Annotated in this window: 20 protein-coding genes; 1 reads left to right on the forward strand and 19 read right to left on the reverse strand. The window is 40.0% G+C overall.

Annotated elements, in window-relative coordinates; translation table 11 throughout:
• Positions 1 to 99: 99 nt before the first annotated feature.
• The 7 genes from QE382_RS15665 to QE382_RS15695 form a co-directional block, all read right to left on the reverse strand.
• Complete coding sequence (locus QE382_RS15665; RefSeq protein ID WP_307186728.1) at positions 100 to 573, reverse strand: hypothetical protein; 474 nt, start codon at positions 571 to 573, stop codon at positions 100 to 102.
• Between the two features lie 84 nt (positions 574 to 657).
• Positions 658 to 1,656 (reverse strand): Rpn family recombination-promoting nuclease/putative transposase, encoded by a 999-nt coding sequence (locus QE382_RS15670; RefSeq protein WP_307186729.1) that lies wholly within the window; start codon positions 1,654 to 1,656, stop codon positions 658 to 660.
• A 364-nt stretch (positions 1,657 to 2,020) separates the two neighbouring features.
• Entirely contained in the window at positions 2,021 to 2,482 is a 462-nt protein-coding gene (locus QE382_RS15675) for an ester cyclase (protein ID WP_307186730.1), read from the reverse strand.
• Between the two features lie 22 nt (positions 2,483 to 2,504).
• Positions 2,505 to 3,461, reverse strand: coding sequence for an NADP-dependent oxidoreductase (locus tag QE382_RS15680; RefSeq protein WP_307186731.1), 957 nt, complete (start codon positions 3,459 to 3,461; stop codon positions 2,505 to 2,507).
• Between the two features lie 102 nt (positions 3,462 to 3,563).
• On the reverse strand, positions 3,564 to 4,469 hold the full coding sequence (locus QE382_RS15685) for a helix-turn-helix domain-containing protein (protein WP_307186732.1): 906 nt from the start codon (positions 4,467 to 4,469) through the stop codon (positions 3,564 to 3,566).
• 21 nt (positions 4,470 to 4,490) lie between these two features.
• Complete coding sequence (locus QE382_RS15690; protein WP_307186733.1) at positions 4,491 to 5,231, reverse strand: SDR family oxidoreductase; 741 nt, start codon at positions 5,229 to 5,231, stop codon at positions 4,491 to 4,493.
• 251 nt (positions 5,232 to 5,482) lie between these two features.
• A complete protein-coding gene (locus QE382_RS15695; RefSeq protein WP_307186734.1) occupies positions 5,483 to 6,616 on the reverse strand; it encodes a 2-isopropylmalate synthase in 1,134 nt (377 codons plus the stop codon).
• 81 nt (positions 6,617 to 6,697) lie between these two features.
• Between QE382_RS15695 and QE382_RS15700 the strand changes: the two genes are divergently transcribed.
• Positions 6,698 to 7,474 (forward strand): AraC family transcriptional regulator, encoded by a 777-nt coding sequence (locus QE382_RS15700; RefSeq protein ID WP_307186735.1) that lies wholly within the window; start codon positions 6,698 to 6,700, stop codon positions 7,472 to 7,474.
• 54 nt (positions 7,475 to 7,528) lie between these two features.
• Here QE382_RS15700 and QE382_RS15705 read toward each other — a convergent pair whose 3' ends face one another.
• From QE382_RS15705 to QE382_RS15760, 12 genes are all read right to left on the reverse strand, one after another.
• On the reverse strand, positions 7,529 to 7,756 hold the full coding sequence (locus tag QE382_RS15705) for a hypothetical protein (RefSeq protein ID WP_307186736.1): 228 nt from the start codon (positions 7,754 to 7,756) through the stop codon (positions 7,529 to 7,531).
• Between the two features lie 2 nt (positions 7,757 to 7,758).
• Positions 7,759 to 8,346 carry a nucleotidyl transferase AbiEii/AbiGii toxin family protein gene (locus tag QE382_RS15710; protein ID WP_307186737.1) on the reverse strand — a complete coding sequence of 196 codons (588 nt, stop codon included), beginning with the start codon at positions 8,344 to 8,346 and terminating at the stop codon, positions 7,759 to 7,761.
• A 65-nt stretch (positions 8,347 to 8,411) separates the two neighbouring features.
• Positions 8,412 to 8,900 carry a helix-turn-helix transcriptional regulator gene (locus QE382_RS15715; protein ID WP_293888470.1) on the reverse strand — a complete coding sequence of 163 codons (489 nt, stop codon included), beginning with the start codon at positions 8,898 to 8,900 and terminating at the stop codon, positions 8,412 to 8,414.
• Positions 8,901 to 8,978: 78 nt separating this feature from the next.
• Complete coding sequence (locus tag QE382_RS15720) at positions 8,979 to 10,742, reverse strand: helix-hairpin-helix domain-containing protein (protein ID WP_307186738.1); 1,764 nt, start codon at positions 10,740 to 10,742, stop codon at positions 8,979 to 8,981.
• Complete coding sequence (locus QE382_RS15725) at positions 10,702 to 11,916, reverse strand: PHP domain-containing protein (RefSeq protein WP_307186739.1); 1,215 nt, start codon at positions 11,914 to 11,916, stop codon at positions 10,702 to 10,704. The genes QE382_RS15720 and QE382_RS15725 overlap by 41 nt, the downstream gene beginning before the upstream one ends.
• Positions 11,897 to 13,078 (reverse strand): DNA polymerase IV, encoded by a 1,182-nt coding sequence (gene dinB, locus QE382_RS15730; RefSeq protein WP_293952325.1) that lies wholly within the window; start codon positions 13,076 to 13,078, stop codon positions 11,897 to 11,899. Before dinB ends, QE382_RS15725 begins: the two co-directional genes overlap by 20 nt.
• Positions 13,079 to 13,340: 262 nt before the next feature.
• On the reverse strand, positions 13,341 to 14,555 hold the full coding sequence (locus tag QE382_RS15735; RefSeq protein ID WP_307186740.1) for a TCR/Tet family MFS transporter: 1,215 nt from the start codon (positions 14,553 to 14,555) through the stop codon (positions 13,341 to 13,343).
• Between the two features lie 114 nt (positions 14,556 to 14,669).
• Entirely contained in the window at positions 14,670 to 15,569 is a 900-nt protein-coding gene (locus QE382_RS15740; RefSeq protein WP_307186741.1) for a helix-turn-helix domain-containing protein, read from the reverse strand.
• Between the two features lie 514 nt (positions 15,570 to 16,083).
• A complete protein-coding gene (locus QE382_RS15745; protein ID WP_307186742.1) occupies positions 16,084 to 18,030 on the reverse strand; it encodes a hypothetical protein in 1,947 nt (648 codons plus the stop codon).
• Positions 18,031 to 18,116: 86 nt separating this feature from the next.
• Positions 18,117 to 18,605, reverse strand: coding sequence for an anti-sigma factor (locus QE382_RS15750; RefSeq protein ID WP_307186743.1), 489 nt, complete (start codon positions 18,603 to 18,605; stop codon positions 18,117 to 18,119).
• Positions 18,606 to 18,616: 11 nt separating this feature from the next.
• Entirely contained in the window at positions 18,617 to 19,171 is a 555-nt protein-coding gene (locus QE382_RS15755) for an RNA polymerase sigma factor (RefSeq protein WP_307186744.1), read from the reverse strand.
• A gap of 5 nt (positions 19,172 to 19,176) precedes the next feature.
• Entirely contained in the window at positions 19,177 to 19,962 is a 786-nt protein-coding gene (locus QE382_RS15760) for a GLPGLI family protein (RefSeq protein WP_307186745.1), read from the reverse strand.
• Positions 19,963 to 19,971 lie beyond the last annotated feature (9 nt).

A 19,971-nucleotide genomic window follows, 5' to 3' on the forward strand; every position in this document is an offset into this window, starting at 1 on the left:
TTCTTGTTTGCCTTTGATACGAATATACGCAATTTGTACTGTAAACAAGGATTGCCCCAAGGCAAGAAAATAGAGAATTTCAATTCGGAACTGATCAGGCTATCGAAGGACCTCAATAGCCAATACTTTCTTTTGGGTCTGCCCATCGCTAATGGTAGCCACCGCCCGGCCATATTCTAGGGAGAAAAGGATATCGATGGGATTTTTGCGTTGAAACTTGGTTTTGGTATGTAGGTAATTGATTATATTTTTCTCGTAGGGCTTGAGCATGCGCTTGTCCCAGTTCTGTTCCTTGATACGGTTAAGAAAAATCCGATAGCCTGATCCTGTCGTTAACAAACTTTCGATTTTATCGGCATCTTGCGGCAGCTGCAAGGCCCTTCCCTCCTTTGCTCCCAATTGATAGGCATGCTGATCGGCGGCTTCCTTATCATCATAGGGTGTTAGTAGAAAGCCTGTCTTTTCCTTGACATCGGGCCACTCCAAGCGCTGCAGCACAAAGTCGACATAGCCGGACTCGACAAGCTCGCGAAAGGAACTTTTGGTGACTTGTTCAAAGGGATTGTACAGCATAGGACTAAGATAGGATTTATAATCACAAAAAAGGCCGCCTGGAAAATATCCAGGCGGCCGTTAAATCTTATGTTGTAATCTGTTTTATTTTCCTTTAGCCTTCTCTGCCTTGATCTGCTTTACAAACTCTACAGTAACGTCCGCTAATTCGGCAATTTCAGATATCGAAAACTTATTCGAACACAAAAGATTTTTTATTACTTCCGCTTTTCCAATAACTTTTCCCTCTGCTTTTCCTTTAGCCTCTCCTTCTGATATTCCTTCAGATATTCCTTCAGCTCTTCCTTCAGCTCTTCCTTCAGCTCTTCCTTCAGCCATTGCTTTTTCGCGCGCTCGTTTCAATAGCTCCTCCTGACTACTTCGGATACTCTCGGCATCCCATTTATTCCTTAAACTTACGTTGTACATCTCTCGTTCCTCCGGTTTTAGTTTGCTATACTCTGCTAACTGAAATAACTTCTCAAAAATAGGCTTACGCAAATAAGTGGAAAGTCCATTTAGCGAAGACATATTTTTGAGTACATAAAGCCAACGATCTAAATCATTAACTAACTCTGCCTCAGCTTTAACAAAGTTAACCAATTCCACATATATAAATCCTAAATCGTCATAAAATATTTTACCATGATCTCGATAACATAAACAAATATCGTGCAAGAAATACTGCTCCTCCCCCGCATCAGGCATTGCAAATCCATCCATCAATACAATGATATAGACTTCGCTAATTGCATAATTCCAAGCCCTTCGGTTGCCTTTGGGTGCCTGATCCGAAATTAATTTACTACTGTAGTAGAGCATGCGCTTTTTCAAATTAACCTGCGACGTGCGCTGCACTTCAATAATAAACCGTTCCCCATTGTCTGCCGTACAGGTCAGATCAAAAATAACGGTACCGATATCCGCTGTATCACCCACATGTTCATTTTTGTTATAATACAGGTCAGCAATAACCTTGCGACCTCTAAAGAGCTCGTTTAAGAAAGCGATGAGAAGATCCTTATTAGTATCTGATCCGAAAACTTTTTTAAAGCCATAATCTGTCGTGATATCGATATATTTCGACTGTTTTAATTCACTCATAATACATTGTTTTTAAATTGGTTAACAATGCAAATATAAGTAAACAAATAGATTATTACTAATATTTTTAGCGCAAAGTATTATGCTATTTTAAGATTATAAAAGAACAAATACTCTGAATAACAATTACTCATCTTTTATTTCTCCAGTAAAACCGGAAGTTTTACAGACTGTACGAAAATAATCTTCTCTGTTTGTTGATCCCTGTGCAATGTTTATCACTCGTATGTTTAGCCACCAAATCCTTGAACAATTCGCGTTCGATAAGCGGTGAAATCTGACTAAAAACGTTTAAATTGACCATGACGGTGTAAGAATATAGAGCTACTTTTCTTCTTAGATCAGAATACATATTGGCTATTAATTATTGGTTAGTAGAGACAGGCCAGCTGCCGGTTTGAACAAACATACCTAACCAATCTTCCAAATGCCATGTTTTTACCAGTTTTCCGTCTTTAATATGATGGAATTCATGGATACTAACTCTCAGCTTTTTGCCCGAAGCCGGAATGCCCAAAAATTCGTTGTTGTGGGTAAAAACCATTTCTGCGCGTACACCCGCACGTTCATGTGAACCAAATATTTCATGGATATTTACCTCCACGTCCGAGAAAGCCTGTACAAAACCTTGTACTAACTTTTTGTAACCTTCGGATCCTTCCTGCTGACCTGGTGCCAAAGGAATATCCTGCCAATCTGGTGCTAAAATAGTGTCAACCACAGTATAATCGCGCTGGCTGAATACACCGTAAAATGCTTTTAATGTTTCTATTTCCTGTTCTGTCAATGCTTTTACAAAGCCTGACGGTAGTTGTTCTGTACTCATTATTTCTTAATTTTTTTATTAATTATTCTGTCACCACGACGATTTTTCCGGTTGCCCTTCCTGATTCCACCACATTATGAGCATCTTTTAGGTCATCGAAAGAAAAGGTTTGGGTCACCTTGGTATTGACCTTTACTGAGGCTAATAGAGAGGCAATTTCCTTGAGATTTTCAGCAGATGAGCTCACAAAAACGCCAAATCCTTCTACCTTCGCTTCCTGTAGTGAAGCCTCCAAAGCTTCTGCAAAATGAGGTTGCAGATAAACCAAACGTCCACCGGAATGAATGACTTTAATCGAACGCTGGATATGCTCTACAGAGTTGATGGCGTCTATTACGACGTCCACTTTTTCCAACTGCTCTTCGAACGGCACTTTGGTATAATCCAAAAATTCATCTACGCCTAAACTTCTCACAAAATCTTCATTTTTAGCCGAAGAAGTCCCGATCACATATGCTCCAAATTCTTTAGCGAATTGTACGGCAAAATGTCCCACGCCTCCTGAAGCTGCGTGTACTAACACGCGGTCGCCTGATTTTACATTTGCTTTGGTAACAACGGCCTGCCAAGCTGTTAAAGCGGCCATTGGCGTTGCACCAGCCTCTGAAAATTGGATGTTTTCTGGTTTTAAAACCAATTGATGTTCGGATGCAAGAACCTCGGTAGCATAAGTACTTCCTAATCCCGGCATGCTGATCAATCCGAAAACTTCGTCGCCTACCGTAAAAGTTGTGACTTTTTCACCCACTTGTTTTACCACACCGGAAACATCCCAGCCTAAAATGATTTGTTCCGGAACATTTCCTCCAGTGATCATATTTAACATAAAATCGCTGTTACGTACCAGAACATCTGCGGGATTGATACCAATGGCTTTGGTTTCTATTAAAACCTGATCGCCGGTAGCAACCAAGTCTTTCAATTGCACTTGTTTAAGGTTTTCTACACCTCCGTTTTTTTCTAAAATATACGCTTTCATACTAAAATTATATTATCTTTTATTTTATGAAGCAAAGTTAGAATGAATGGTTACGGCAGAAAAGACCCAATCAAACCGAAAATGGTCAAAATCAAACAGGACTTACATTCTGTATTGATGTGGTGTGGTAGTACTGTATTTCTTGAAAAACTTAACGAAATTAGAAGTATCCTCAAATCCCAGACACCAACCAATTTCTGAGATATTCCAGTTGGTGTGCTTTAACAGTGCTCTGGCCTCTGCACTTAACCGTTCGCCAATCAGTTGCGAAGTGGTTTTTCCGGTGGCATCTTTCAGTACCCGATTCAGATGATTGGTGTGTACAAACAATTGATCAGCAAACTCCTTAGGCGTTTTCAGTTTTACCTTTTGCATAGTAGATTCTATAGGGAATTGTCTTTCCAGTAGCTCATGAAACAAAGAACTGATTCTACTCACTGCATTCGATTTGCTTTGGTCATCGATTGTTAACGCAGGTAAAAGCCGCAGCCCCTTATGGATGAGTTCAAAAACCTGATTTCGCAACAGATCATACTTATAAATATAATCTGATTCGATTTCCGTGAACATTTTGTTGAAGAGTATCATTATTTGTTCGACGTCCTCATCGGTAAGATCGAGAATGGGAGTTCCACCTGGCTGATAAAGTGGATAATTTTTGATGTTGCCATATCCCTTCATAAAGTCTTCCGTAAACACGCAGAAAGCGCCCGTGGGCTGTATGTATTCAGGCGTCCAGTTGTACGGAATCTGCGGATTGGCGAACATCAACATGTTCTGCTTTACGTAGTAGGTGTGATCGGCATATTCAACGATATGAGGCCCTCGGATCAAGGCGACTTTATAATAATCTTTGCGGCTGTAGGGCATCGGAAATGCAGGTGCAGGACCGGTATAGTCCTGCATCGTAAACACATTGAAGTGCCCTGTTTTCTTAAAAATTTCACTGGGTAGTATCCCTAACTTTTCTCTATAAAAAGTTTCCAGCGATTCATTTTCGTTCTTCATTGTAAAATTAAAATCTCAGCATTATGCCATCGCACCATTCGCGCCTATGATTTGCCCGGAAACCCATTTGGAATCCTCGCTCACCATATTGACGATGAAGTTAGCGATATCTTCAGGCTGTCCCAATCTTCCAAAAGCACTGCTGGCCGCTAATCTTGCCACTCCCTCTTCGGATTTTCCATCCAGAAAAAGTTCCGTCTCGGTAGGTCCCGGTGCGACCGCATTCACATTAATACCACGGCTGCCCATTTCTTTCGCAAATATTCTGGTAAACTGTTCCACAGCCCCTTTTGTTGCACAATAAGTGCCGTAACCAGGGAAAAGTGTACGGGTAACTGTAGAACTTAGGTTGACAATGCTTCCGCCATCGTGCAATTTCGTAGCCGCCTGACGAAGGGTGTTAAAAACGCCTTTCACATTAATGTTAAACATCTGATCAAAATCTTCGGTCGACGTTTGTGCGATAGGTTTGGTCATCATAATGCCAGCATTATTGATGAGTATGTCCAATTTACCGAAAGCTGCAATGGCTTCATTAAAAAGATTTTCCACTTCGGCTTCTTTGCTTACATCTGCTTTTAAAGCAATCGCTTCGGCACCGCTGGATTTAATTTTCTCAACAATTTCGTCTGCAGCATTTTTGCTTCCATTATAATTCACGATCACTTTTGCTCCGTTTTCTGCCAAGGCTATTGCGGTAACTGCTCCGATTCCTCTGGATGATCCTGTTACTAAGGCGACTTTTCCATTTAGTCTTTTCATAATATTTCTCTTAATATCCATGCAAAGGTAACTTTAATTAAATTTAGAAAATAGGCGAATTCAAACAGTAGTGGGTAAGAATCAAGCACCTCTCAAGTTTAGCATACTTTTAAGTTCAGCAAGTTTTGCTCTTTCCTCAGCCCTTTGTTTTGTCGCCATATTCTTTTCGACATGTAATCAAAGAAAAAATTTCCTTGTGAGTTTCTGTGAGCAAATATTCTACAATGGATTGCCATCAGGTTGTTGTACACCTAAACCAAACGTCGGAGGTCGCTATCTTCAATAAAACGTTTGTGATCTGCCAAAACAAGAAATCTACTATAGATACTTTCAAAATGTTCAGCCGGGAAATCTATTTTCATATTTTTTAATCGATCTTTCAATGCGGCACGTCCACTCCTTGCCGATAAAAACAATTCAGGCAACTTTCCTCCTATGATTTGGGGATCAATAATTTCATAGTTTCTACGGTCTTTCAATACGCCATCCTGGTGGATGCCGGAAGAATGCGCGAAAGCATTTTTGCCAACAATGGCCTTATTGGCCTGTACAGGATTTGACATTGCCCGTTCTACCATACTACTTAATTCTACAATATATTTTGGATCAATTCCGGTTGCAATACCTAGATTTTCCTTTACAATGAGTGTCAAAATAATTTCTTCCAAGGCAGCATTTCCCGCACGTTCTCCGACACCATTAATCGTTCCTTCCACCTGAAGCGCACCTGCCATTAACCCAGCTATACTATTCGCTGTAGCCATACCTAAATCATTATGACAGTGGACAGAAAGAATTGCGTTCTCTTTTTCCCTTCTATTCTGGTTTACATAGGCTATCTTTTCAAAGTACTCAAACGGTGTACAAAAACCATTGGTATCAGGAAGATTTACAACTTTTGCGCCCGCTTCAACCACCGTATTGGTCATTTGAACCAAAAAATCGTTGTCAGCGCGGCCAGCATCTTCAGCAAAAAATTGTACTTCGTCACATTTATCAGAAGCATAAGCCACCATCTCATACGCTTTTGCCAAGATTACCTCACGAGTGGTATTAAACTTATGTTTAATATGAATGTCCGATGTTCCAATTCCGAGCTGAATCCGTGCCACCTTGGCGGTACTCAAGGCCAAAGAGGCCTCTTCAATATCTTTCCTATTGGCCCTAGCTAATGCACAGACGGTTGCCCTTTTCACCAGTTTACAAACCGCTGTGACTGCCTTAAAATCTCCAGGTGAACTTATTGGAAACCCTGCTTCTATCACATCTACCCCCATTGCATCGAGTTTTTCAGCAATTTCTAATTTATCATTCAGTGTCAATTGGCAGCCCGGCCCCTGTTCTCCATCACGTAAAGTAGTATCAAAAATCTTAACTTGTTTCATATTCAACTTATTTCTATAACTCAAAAGTACCAGAACTATAAAATTTAATATATTTGAAAATAAAACAATTGTTATTCAATAATGCCAAAATCCACCATCCCGTTCGTTCAATGTGCCAAGAACTTCTGCGATGGCACAATTGAATTACGTAACTATGGACAATTCAATACAGAAATGCATGCCCATGAACAAGTACAGGTACTTAGCCCAACAAATGGTACCCTCTTTATCTATACAGAAAAAGCCAGCTTCTGTGTACCGAGTACTTTCTTTGTATATATTCCAGCACATGTCCCGCACAAACTCATTTCCCGCTCCCAGCAACTGGCACTAAAAACCATTTTTGTCGATATGAACAATATGCACGACGACGTTAAGGTGTATCCATCAAATGAATTGTTGAATCATTTTTTGCTTTTTGGCCAACAACATTGGAAGCTGAAAGACCATGACACGTTGACCGCATCCACCTTAGAGGCCTTTAAGTCTATGCTCCCCATACTATTGGCAAAACCGATCCTGTTGCAAATTACGCCTGCAAAAAGTGAATTGATGATACAGGTATGCACGTATATCCTCCAACATCTCGACAATAAATTGTCAATCGCTGAGATTAGCGCTAATTTTTTTCTTTCGGAGCGGACACTTTTTAGACAGTTTAAGAAAGAAATGCAGATCACCATATTCCAGTTTATAAAACAACATCGCCTTCTAAAGGCGCTTCAATTATTGGAAAATAAGGATATGCATATCGCTGAGATTGTTTATCAAATTGGGTATGAAAGTGTACCGAACTTTTCCAATCTATTCAAAGAATATTTTGGACTATCCCCACAGCAGTATCGCGCGAGACTATAACATAATCTTATAGAATATATCTTATAACTGCTTCCAATTCGTTTTGTGAAAACGTCACATCTTTTGCGCCAAAGGCCCATCTTGAGTGACCAGACTTGACCAACCCGGGCTGGATCCATCGGTAATCGTAGCCACTACCCGGCCATATGCTAAGGATAGGTTGTAGATGGGATTGTGGAAGATCCGATAGCCTGATACTGTTGTTAACAAGCGTTCGATTTTATCGGCGTCTTGCGGCAGCTGCAAGGCTCTTCCCTCCTTTGCTCCCAGTCTGAATCCCACAACTAAATCTTACCTATTACTTCCTCAAAATCTGCTTTAATAAATTCCCAATATTTACCTTTTAAACACACAGGATCAAAGTCATTATCAGCATTTTCAAAATTGATTAAGTTAATCAAGATCGTTTTTTCATCGTGAGAAAACGGATATCGCTTTTCATGTAATGCAACCATTTGTGAAATCGAATACTTATCTAATAACTCGTGTAAATCCCAAAAATCTTTTTTACGTCCTCCTCGCTGAATCACATCGAGCTTCATGGCAATAATTTCTTCGATTGAGGCTAAACGAATATTATCTTCTTCGATAAGTTCTTGAATGAACGGGTCTGCATAGAAAACGTCCAATTTAACGCTGTTGTTTTTATCATTTCCAATCGTATAAGACTTTCCCATAGCGGGAGCAATATTGGACAAGTGATCGACATACGAAAAAGTATCTTTCAAGTAATTGTCAATTGACTCAAAGTCTAAACTACCATATGGAACATCCGAGAAAAGATCAATATCGACAGATTCCCTATGGCCTAAATGCAAGCTTAAAGCGGTTCCCCCAACCAATCGAAAAGTTGAAAAAATATCCGCTTTCATTAGTGTTAATAGTGTATCTCTTAATAGGTGATTAACAGTATTATAATATAACATAATTATTTGCGCTAATGTTTATGCAACAACATTGGAGCTGTTGTTGGCTCAGATAAAGCCTGCTGAACTTGCTCCTTGCCATAAAACCTTAGTATCTCATTTTTCTCTTCTTGATTTCCCCTTTCGAAAATACGATGAATTACGGCTTTAGCCTGTTTTTCCCAATCTATTTTATTGACATCAGTGTCCCAAAAAAGAACTTTTCGCAAAGTAGTCAAATCTGGCTTGTTTATACTTCCAATGTTTATTTTTGCATTTTTTATTTCATAAAAAGTTTGTAACAACGCAAAAGTCCCTTCTTCAATTCCTAGTGCCTGGTCAACTTTCAATGATAAAGGTACTGGAATGCCGCGTTTACCTTTTATGATTGCATTGAATATTTGTCTTTGTGTATCTATAGAGCGGGCAAATGGACTTGGCTTAATCGCACGCCTTTTAAGCTCTCTTTCTAAGATAAGCCCTGGATGAATTCCTTTAAAACGTTCCATACTTTTTTCCATAATACAAATGTAATCAAAATTGATTACACACTTACAGCTACACATAAAAATTCTTTAATGATATGACTCAGAAGTTCATTATTCACTCCGCGGATCGGGCTTTAGCGGCATCTTGGCACAGCGTATCACCTCGATAGATGGACAGCCATATTCGACAACAACTTTACCTTCGATCAAATAGATTCCTCCACCAAGGAGCGGATATTTTACCAGTGTTTGTGGAAAGTGTACCGTATCAAAAAAGCGTCCCTCGGCATCGAGGAAAGTGCCGAATTTCATTAGGTCGCCGCGCTTGGTCTTGACAAATTTTTCACAGACAAAGTCCCCCACTATCCGAATTATTTTACCTTCATGCAGATGGAGTTCCCGGGCCGGCATATCGCCACGGTAATCGCTTTTTGTAAGGTCGAAAAGCGTCCCGGTGACGCAAAAGCCGATCAGCTCCATCTCGTCGTAATAATCCTCCAGGATATCTTCTTCCAAAGGTGGCAGTATAGGCTTGCGACTCTCGGTCTCAAACAGTGCTATACCCGCTGCCACAGGCTTATGCTTGCTCATCATCAGATGTGCCGCCCACAGCAATTGCTTTTTGCCCGTCCCCGTAAAGCGCAAGGCTCCAACGCGGATCAGGATAACGACCTGCTCAATACCGGTCTGTGTCCGTTTAACAAAGTTCTCCAGACTCGTATACGTGCCATTGGCTTCGCGCTCCTCAATAATGCGATGGGCCAGTTTACCTTCCAAATTGAGCAGGCAGTCAAAACCGAGGTAAATATCTTTACCCCGAATGGAGGTATTAAATACCGACTGATTGACACAGGGCAGGCAGATATTGCCACCTGAAATTCGGGCCTCATTGACATAGACCTTACGGTTGTAAAAGCCACCATAATTGTTGAGAACCGCAACCATAAACTCCAAAGGATAGTAGGTCTTGAGGAAAAGACTCTGATAACTCTCTACTGCAAAGGATGCTGAATGCGCCTTGTTGAAGGAATAGCCCGCAAAGCTTTCCATCTGCCGCCAGATCTCGCGACTGGTTTTTTCGGGGTACCCCTTGGCCTTACAGTTTGAAAAGAACTTATCCTCAATTTCGGTCAGGTGGTCTTTGCTGCGATATTTGCCCGACATCATACGCCGCAGCACATCGGCATCGGCCATATCGAGTCCACCATAGGCATTGGCAATTTTCATTACATCTTCCTGATAGACCATTACGCCATAGGTCTCTTCGAGCTGCTCTTTAAATACAGGGTGTGGATAGACGACCGTCGCGGGGTCGTGATGCCGACGGATGTACTCGCTCATCATGCCCGAACTGGCCACACCTGGCCGAATAATGGATGAGGCAGCCACCAACGTCAGGTAATCATCGCAACGCAGCTTGGTGAGCAGCTGCCGCATGGCCGGACTCTCGATATAGAAACAGCCGATGGTATTGGCCGATTTTAATTGCGCTGCAATATGGGCATCCTGAAAGAAACGCTTGGGATTGTCGGTATCGATGACGACCCCCAAGTTTTCCCGCACAATGGTACGGCAATCTTTGATGTGGCCGATGCCGCGCTGCGAAAGGATATCAAACTTCTCGAAGCCGATATCTTCGGCCACATACATATCAAATTGCACGGTGGGCAACCCTTTTGGCGGATTGTCCATCGCCGAATAACAGGTCAATGGTTCCTCGGAGATGAGCACGCCGCTGGCATGGATGGTGCGCTGGTTGGGAAAGTCGGCCATGCGGTTGTAAACGCTCAGAATGGTATTGGTCACCTCATTCTTGTTGAGCATATGCTCGGGCTCATGCACCAAGCGGTCGATCTCGGCCCTTGGGTAGTCCATACACTTTACCCAGCTCGCGCAAGATACTCCGAGAACGAAACGTACTCATAGCGCCCATAAGTGCGGTATGACCTGTCTGATAACGATTAAAAATAAAATCATAAATCTCATCACGTTCGTTCCAGCTGAAATCGATATCAAAGTCTGGCGGACTCTTGCGCTTGGGGTTAAGAAAACGCTCAAAAGGTAGGTTGAGCGCAATGGGATCAACATCGGTTATCCCCAGGCAATAAGCCACTGCAGAATTGGCTCCCGATCCACGGCCTACATAGTGAAAATTGCGCCCTCGTGCATAGCGGCAGATCTCGTCGGTGATGAGGAAATAACTGGAGAAACGCAAGTTTTCGATAATCTCAAGCTCGCGCTGGATGCGTTCGGTGGCCACCCGGTCCTGACGACCATAGCGCCTGGAGAAGCCATCTATGCAGTACTTGTGCAGGAGTTGCTTATCGTTGTAGCGATTGCCCGTAAAGGTTTCTTTATTCTTGACGCTGGTAAAATCAAAACTGAAAGAACACTGGCCCAGTATGCGGTTTGTATTGGCGAGCAGCTGCGGCAGATCCGAAAATAACCGCATCAGCTTAACCCGGGGGATAAATACCTCGTCCTCGGCTGCAGTCTGATTCGGGCTCAGTTGCGAAATCAGCAGGTTGTTGTCAATGGCCCTTAATTGCCGATGTAAGGTATAGTCGGCCTTACGAAAACTCACTGGTGCCAGGATAACACAGCGGTCAAGCACCTTTCGGTCCATCAACTGGACACGTGTACGCTCAATGGGTCTGATGCCAATGTATTCGTAGTCCTTTAGCGGAAAAGCATTGAGTTTGCTAAGGGGATAGATGACAAAGACCTGTTCGAATTCGGGTGCACGCTCGGGTGCAGCACGGTTTTCCATATTAAGCTTGGTCCGATAGTCATTGATCTCCCGAAAGCCCTTTTCGTTCTTGGCGATGGCGACGAAACGAAGTTGATCGTCGTGGCGAAACTCCATGCCGGCGAGCAGGTTCAATCCTGCGGCCCGCCCCAGCTTAATAAAGTCAAGCGAACCGGAACTGTTATTGATATCGGTAAGTACGGCGGTATCATAACCGCCAGCAAGCATACCCGAGATAAGATCCTGCAGGCTGAGCGTGCCAAAGCGCAGGCTATAGTAACTATGTAGATTTAAGAGCATGATCCCCTCCTTTCTCCGGCAGCGGCGCACAGATGGCCTTCATCAGAAATTCGGCGCCATAGCGTTTTCGGATCTTGTCCATGGCCTGCATCAGATTGACTTCCTCGGCGCTATCGTCGAAGAGGTCGGTCTGATAGGATCCGTAAATTAAACCCGAGAACTTAATCCCGATAAGGCGTATCAGCATCCTGCGGCTATACAGTTTCTTGAAGAGTGAAAGCACCACATCGGTAAGCTTTCGATCCGAATTGGTATAACCGATCTGCAACTGCTGCGTATGGGTATCAAAATTGCTATAACGGATCTTGAGGGTGACACAGCTGGTCAGCTTTTGCTCTTTGCGCAGATCAAAGGCCAGTGTATCGACCATACCGATCAGGGTGCGGCGGAGTACATCCATATCGATGGTATCCTGCAAAAAGGTGTTTTCTTTGGACATGGACTTTTGCTCCCGAAAAGGCAACACGAGTGAATCATCGAGCCCGTTGGCTTTGCGCCAGATATTGATTCCATTCTCACCAAGCACTTTCTGCATGGTGAACACCTCCATCTGCTGCAGGGTGCCGATCTTCGAAATTCCCATATTCCGGAGCAGCGTAAAGGACTTCTCGCCTACCATTGGGATTTTTCGGATGGATAGCGGTGCGAGGAAGCCTTTTTCGGTGCCATTCTGCACCTGCTTTTCGCCGCAGGGTTTGGCTGTACCGGTGGCAATCTTGGCGACGGTCTTATTCACAGAAAGACCAAAGCTAATGGGTAATCCAGTCTCTCGGATAATACGCTGGCGGAGCTCCTGTGTCCATTTCCAACAGCCAAAAAAGCGGTCCATACCGGAGACATCAAGGTAGTGTTCGTCTATACTGGCTTTTTCGACAATGGGCGTGTCTTCTTCGATGATCTGCGTGACGATACTGGAATAGTGACTATAGCGGTCGTGATCGCCCCGTACGACTACTGCGTCTGGACACATGCGCAGGGCCAGCCGCATGGGCATAGCCGAATGTACGCCAAACTTACGGGCTTCATAGGAACAAGAGGCTACTACCCCGCGGTCGCTGTTTCCTCCTATGAGCACGGGTACGCCGATGAGCTTGCTGTTCTCCAAGCGCTCGACAGATACAAAAAATGTATCAAGATCACAATGTATTATACTCCTTTCCATGTTTTTCAATTGTACCAAAAGCACTGCATTGTGCCTTTTGATTTTTGGCAGTTGACGTATTCAAAAATACTAATATTATTAGCAAACAACCAAGAAGGCACAATGGTTTAATTTTTATCACATTCATTGTCAGCATAATATTTTATATTACGATGTCAGCTTAAACAAGGTGGTGGCTTTTCTGTTTATCACAAAACAGAACCTATGAACGAAAATAGATTCAGCTATTTGAAGGGTGAGGCATTTAATCTTTAGCTTCTTTTTAACGTTTTTGTCGAAAAGCAAAATATATGATAATTGCACTAATAAACATTAAAATGGATGCTAGAAAAAACGGAGCTCCTGAAAATTGAAATGGTGCTTTATCGTGAGTGAAATAATAAAATAAGTTTGTCATAATTGGAGGACCCAAAATAGCCGTAACACTCACTAAACTTGATAATGCCCCCTGCAGTTCACCTTGTTCATTTGCAGGAACATTTTTACTGATTATTGATTGAAGTGCCGGTCCGCAGATTCCACCTAAGGAATAAGGAACGAGAAAAACAAACATCATCCACCCTTGATTAGTAAATGCAAAAAGCATTAAACCTAATGCATAAAATAGCAACCCAAAATATACACTTTTATGTTCCCCTAATTTTGGCGTTGTCCACCTCATTAGAATGCCTTGTACTAAGCCAAGCAATAAGCCAAGCAAACCAAGCGATAGACCTACAGTTCTTTCCGTCCAATTAAATTTATACATAGTAAAAAAATGCCAATTGCTTTGTACAGCGTGGAGGGCAACATAGACCAAAATTAAAGCGATGACGAGATTTGATATTTTTGACTGTTTTCTCAAAAAATTAACTGTTCCAATAGGATTTGCACGTTTCCAGCTAAACGACCGACGTTTATCCTTGTCTAAACTTTCCGGTAGTATAAGCAGGCCGTAAAGAAAATTGACCATGCATAATATAGCAGCGAAATAAAAAGGAACTCTTGCGCCATAATGGCCAAGCAAACCACCTATTACAGGACCTATAATAAACCCTAATCCAAAAGCTGCGCCGATTAAGCCGAAATTTTTAGCTCTATCTTCATCGGTCGATATGTCAGCTATATATGCACTAGCTGTTGAAATACTAGCCCCAGTAAGACCGGCAATGATTCTTCCAAAAAACAACCACCCAATAGAAGGCGCTAGTGCTAAGAGTACGTAATCAAGAGCAAATCCAAAAAGAGAAATTAAAATAATTGGGCGTCTCCCATACTTATCACTAAGATTACCCACTATAGGTGCAAATATAAATTGCGTAATGGCATACGCAAAACCAAGCCAACCTCCATATCTCGCAGCTTCACTTAGGTCATTATTGATAAGTTCTCCAATGAGTTTAGGAACTACGGGAAGTATAATTCCCCAACCTGTAATATCAATCAACAACGTTATAAATATAAATCCAATAGCTGCTTTTTTACCTGTTTTTTTCATCCTGTAAAATTAAACAGCGATAAATAGCAGGTATTGACAATTTAATGGTGTTTACGTACAATCTGAAAGCTAATCATATGCTGTAAATAGTTCAGATAAAAAGGACATAAATTATTATTCGTTTCTATAGGTTTTTGGCGACACCCCCACTATTCTTTTAAAGTATCGGCAAAAGACACTCGTTTCTTCGAAATGAAGCTCGCTGCTAATTTCTTTAATTGATAAATTAGAAGATTTCAGTAGTGTTTTAGCATGTAGAATGGTGATATGATCAATCCACTGTAATACAGATTTTCCAGTTCTCTGTTTCAGGAAGGTGGAAAGATATTGTGGTGTTAAATTTAGCTTATTAGCATAAAACGCAACGCTTCTTTGTTGGTTTGCATGTTTTGAAATGAGTAGATAAAAATCGTCTATAATCTCATGTGTGCGGTTTTTAACCAAGCTTTTGTTACTCGGTAAAGAAGAATATACTTCAGAAATCATACTTATGAGAACCATAACAAGATGTCGAAGCATTTCCGTTTTATTATGGCTAGGTTTTTTATTATAGAAATTTTGTATAAGCGTCAATAAATCATTTTGCAACTTAATTTCTTCAGGTTGAAGTCTGATAACTGGCTGCCATCTCATTTGGTTGTTCATTACAAACTCACGTAAAATTGGAAATGCTGTAATAAAATCTAACGAAAGACCAATGGTTACAATTTGGGCATCGTCACTCAATGATTTTGTATCCATCATCAATTGCGGCTGTAAAACAGCAATATCCCCTGCGCTCATTTCATATTCTAAAAAATGAATCTGTGCTTTCATGGATCCTTGTATCAGAAATCCTAACAATAAACCATCAAATAGACGGCTATTATTTGTATATTCCTTTTTAGGATCATTTTGCTGATTGAGAATAACTATTCCTTCCGTCTTTTTTGAAGAATCAAGATTGTACAATTTATAGACATTATCCAAAGTTATCAATAGAGCCATTTGCAAATATCTAAAAATTGAAATCATATATTAAATTAATAAGGTACTAAATCATCAATATGAGGTAGTTCATCTCATTATCAATAATTTAAACATAGAACACTTCCTATATCAGTAAGAAAAAAGTTTGAAAAAAAACTGGAGCATTTAGAAGTAGAGCATTTGGACTAATTTATAAAGCTACTTTAATAATCGTAGCTATTTTTAGGGGAGATTACATTGGTACAACCGAAAAAGACATTATTTATTCTGCCTTAGAATACTTATCTTCAGAGGAGTTTGCTAGAAAAACAAATAACCAAAATATTGGAGCTTAACTAAGTGTCCATTTTATTGTTGTAACTCCACTCGAGGGAGTAAAACGAAAACTATAAAGTAAGGATAGTATTAGACCATCTGTAAAGTTATTCTACGACGAGACAACTTGAATTCGATGTTTTAAAAGTTAGCAAAACAAGATTATTACACTTAATTGAAACTGTTGATAAAAAAAATATTATTTGAAGGTTCTACAAACTAGAATAATATATAGTTTGGCAAATTACCACCACACCTGTCTATTATTTTGATAAGTAAAAATCCTTTCTTCTGTACCTCTTGTTTTATTATGTAAGAGGAAAAGCGCGCTTTGCGGACATTCGCTAAAATTAACCGATATATCATCCGCTATTTTTAATCCAAGCGATCGCCATTTGCCACTATTCCAATACATCAGCTCATACTCATCACCTAACTCAATGTCATTCCCATCTCCTCTCATAAAACATACTACGCGATTAATTTCCACAGGTTTTTCGTAGGACATTCCCACCCAACCTCCGGAACCTTCAGGAGCATCAAAAAAGGTTAATAAATCGTGATCGAATGCTGCTCCTTTTTCGTATTTTTTTTCTGGAACCCAAGATCCTTGAGTTCCAATAACCTTCCCAACGTATGGCTTCTTATCACCGTTTTTATAAAAGTATAATTCGGCAATATTGGAATGCCCATTTTCGGCGGAAAGCAATCTCCAATATTGAAAGTTTTGACGTTGCTTATTGATTTTAACATCCGTATCAAAATTGTCAAATACATGGAAAGTAACGGCATCACTAAAATCACTTTTATTAGCTCCCTGAATTTTCATACCGAGCTTTCTCAAATTTGAAACATATACATTTTCTAACATGGGGTATTTTCTAAACAATTTCAATTCCTGCTTTTTAGTAGTATCGGCTTGTATCAGCTCTATCGTTCCGTTGGGATGATGAATAAATGGTGGGCCTATCTCTTCAACACCTAACTCCGCTTGTCTTACGGGTAAAAATAAGGCGTCTTTACCGATATTTTTAAAATAGGCTATTCCATTTTTATTTTTGGCAAAATCCAAGATTTTCCATTCAGCGTTATCAAATACTGCTAAATAAACATACGGATCGTCAGTGTTGACGTTTACTTTAATATCTGCGGTTTCCATATATTTGTCAGTCACATCTTGTATATAGGGGGTTGAAAAAAGTATGGGTACCCTATTTTTTTGCTTTTTTATTAATTCCTCAATATCCTTATTTATTTTATATGTTTTGCGAAAGACTTTGACCATGATATGGTCCAATTTATGAGGGGTTCCTACCTTGTCGCCCGCGGCCTCGAAGACGATTTCTTTTTTGGTATTGTTTACTAAAAAATTCCAAGAATGCCCTAAGCTTCTAAATGGCCATTGTGGAGTAAAATCCATTCCCGAAGGTATACCATTGGCTCTCATTACAGCATTAGCCAAATAGGTGTAACTGTCACAAGGGCCAGATGTGATCTTAGATAATACCTTCATACTTATGATTGTAAAGTTTTGGCTGGAATTTAGCTGAGGGTTCATATCCTGTCTTAATGCTTCGTTTAAGATGTTGCATGCTGTATATGAACTTCGTGAAGGTAAAGATGCGTATTTTAGGTTAGCCAATTTATCATTATATTTTTTAAAGAAGTATTCCTTCCAGTTATCAAGTATTTGACCATCATAAATCTTGTAGGGCAAAATAAACTCACAAAATTCATCGAATGATAAATGTCGAGCCCAATCACTATTTTGCCAAATTTTGAAGGAATTTTCAATATTATTAATCAGGAATTTAGATGTGATTACCTTGGTATCATAGACTCGTTCGAAAGGAAGTTTCTCGTACTTCGCTAGCATTTCTCTATAAATGCTATCCCTTAAAGAATTGGATAGGCCTGATACACTATCCATCACTGCCTCAATCTGATGTAGCATGCTATCTATCTTCTTATTAGGTTTATAAGAATAATGGTAAGTCATATTCTCCAAAAGATACTTGGCAGATTTATATTTTAGGCTGTCCTCATCATGTCTTGAATAATAATCCAAAACATACTCTAGTTCTGGCCTATTTTTACCAGCGCTATTTAAGGTATTTTCCAGATCTGCATCTGCTGATTGAGCGCATGCATAGCATAATACGATAACAAAAAATAAAAAAAACTTCATCATAAAGAGGTTAAGTCAGTTAATAAAAAACACCAATTGTTCTCAAATCATCTGTTCAAGGAGCGTAATAGTACATTAAAATGTTGGGTCTAAAAATTACGCATAAGACCTTCTTTCAATAGCGACAGCCTAATCCTGGAAGAAACAAATAGTGAAGCGATGAAAGTTAATACAACGAGAATACAGTTCAAAAAGAAATCATTGTTAACGATGGCTAAAAGACTGTCCTTATAAGCTTCGTTTGTGATACAATAATAGAAGGGAACGCATAAACAACCAATAAGTATCAAAAAAGTGGCTATGATAACACCAGAGTCAAATCTTTTATCAGATTCCATTTTCGCCATTTCAAATTTATTTATTTCTGATATGACGGCTTTAGTTAATGGAGGTCCGGGGGTAATAGATCCTTCCATCAAATGTTTCAATTGGGAGTGGGCAGATTTGATCTCCTGCAGTTTATCGGCCAACGCTTTATTGACAGCGCATTGCCGTAACAAATGTTTTTTTTGCTGCTCGGAAAGATTGCCATCAACAAAATTCCAAAGCATATTTTCGGTGTACTCGTGTTCAGACATCTCGGAAAAATTTATATTAAGAGTTTTTTTAATCGTGTTCTAGCTCGATGAAGTCGGGTTTTAACCGCACTATTCTTGAGATTTAAAATTGTGCATATATCTTCAATAGACTGTTCATTTAGATAGTATAATGTTATGATCAAATTATCGGCTTCGTCAAGGTCAGATAGAGCTTTTTTAAAGGCCATATTTAACTGACCTTTATCTAGCCACTCAACTTCGGCTTCTTTTTCATAAATCTCATTAGAATACTGCTGCTCGAAATCTTCTACTAAAAATAATCTAGATGCTTTTCTATTCGCAGAGATTGTCGTGGTATAGGCCACACGATACAACCAGGTACTAAATTTAGACTTGAACTCAAATTTATGTAAGTTTTTATATACCTTGAGAAAAATATCCTGCGTAATCTCTTCTGCAAATTCTCTATCACCAGTAATCTTGATAACAATTTGAAAAACAAACGAACTATACCGTTCTATTAAAATCGAAAAAGACATCATATTTCCATTAAAAACTTCCTCAATAAGTTTTTCGTCACTCGTTTTATTTGTATCAGATACCATTTAGGTTAGTACATGATTCTATCAAACATCTCTTCCTTGATTTTTATCTTAGGAATAACTGCTTTCTTTAAATACCCAGGTATCTCACTTCTACTTATTTTAGCCCCCCCAAATTCTCGCTGCAGGGGACCAGAGGTAGATCGTTTATAAACCTTAGTAGCAAACCAGGTGACGTGATCATGTGGTAATGCGATTCCCAAAATCATTCCTGGCAGACCATTGAAATGCTCTGGTCCACCGGACAACGCGATATCTTCAGTATAAAATGCCACAACATAGATAGAGTCGCCAAACACTCCATTGGCTCTAATACAATTGTATCCCGCTATGTTGCGTGTTTCATCTGTCAATTTCCATTTGATCGACATGGTCTTTTCATCCATATTAATTTTTTTGTCAAAAATGGTCATTGCTGAAATAGCATGTTTTTGATCTAGATCTGTAAATACGGCATTTTGAGCAGTAATCTCACTTAATATGTTTCTGCTTTCAACGTATTCTTCGGATTTGTACAACGTATTATTGTCTGCATACTCCAAAGAAAAATAAAACGTATCGAATGGCTCTGTCATTTTTGTAAAGTTGTCAATCAATCTTTTACCTTGCGGGGTCTGATCATCAAACATATTTTTAAATTGTGCATGGTTATTCACCTTCTTTTGGAATTGAATGATACCTGACGTCGAAACATTTTGCTGCCCGTGGGAATCGCCAAAGAAGAAAAGTAGGGCGATAGTAATTAACACTATTCTTTGAATATTTATCATATCATTTTTTGTTTCTTTGTACATATTGTGATT

Origin of the sequence: Sphingobacterium zeae, from assembly GCF_030818895.1 — a bacterium.
In the GTDB taxonomy this organism is placed as follows: domain Bacteria; phylum Bacteroidota; class Bacteroidia; order Sphingobacteriales; family Sphingobacteriaceae; genus Sphingobacterium; species Sphingobacterium zeae.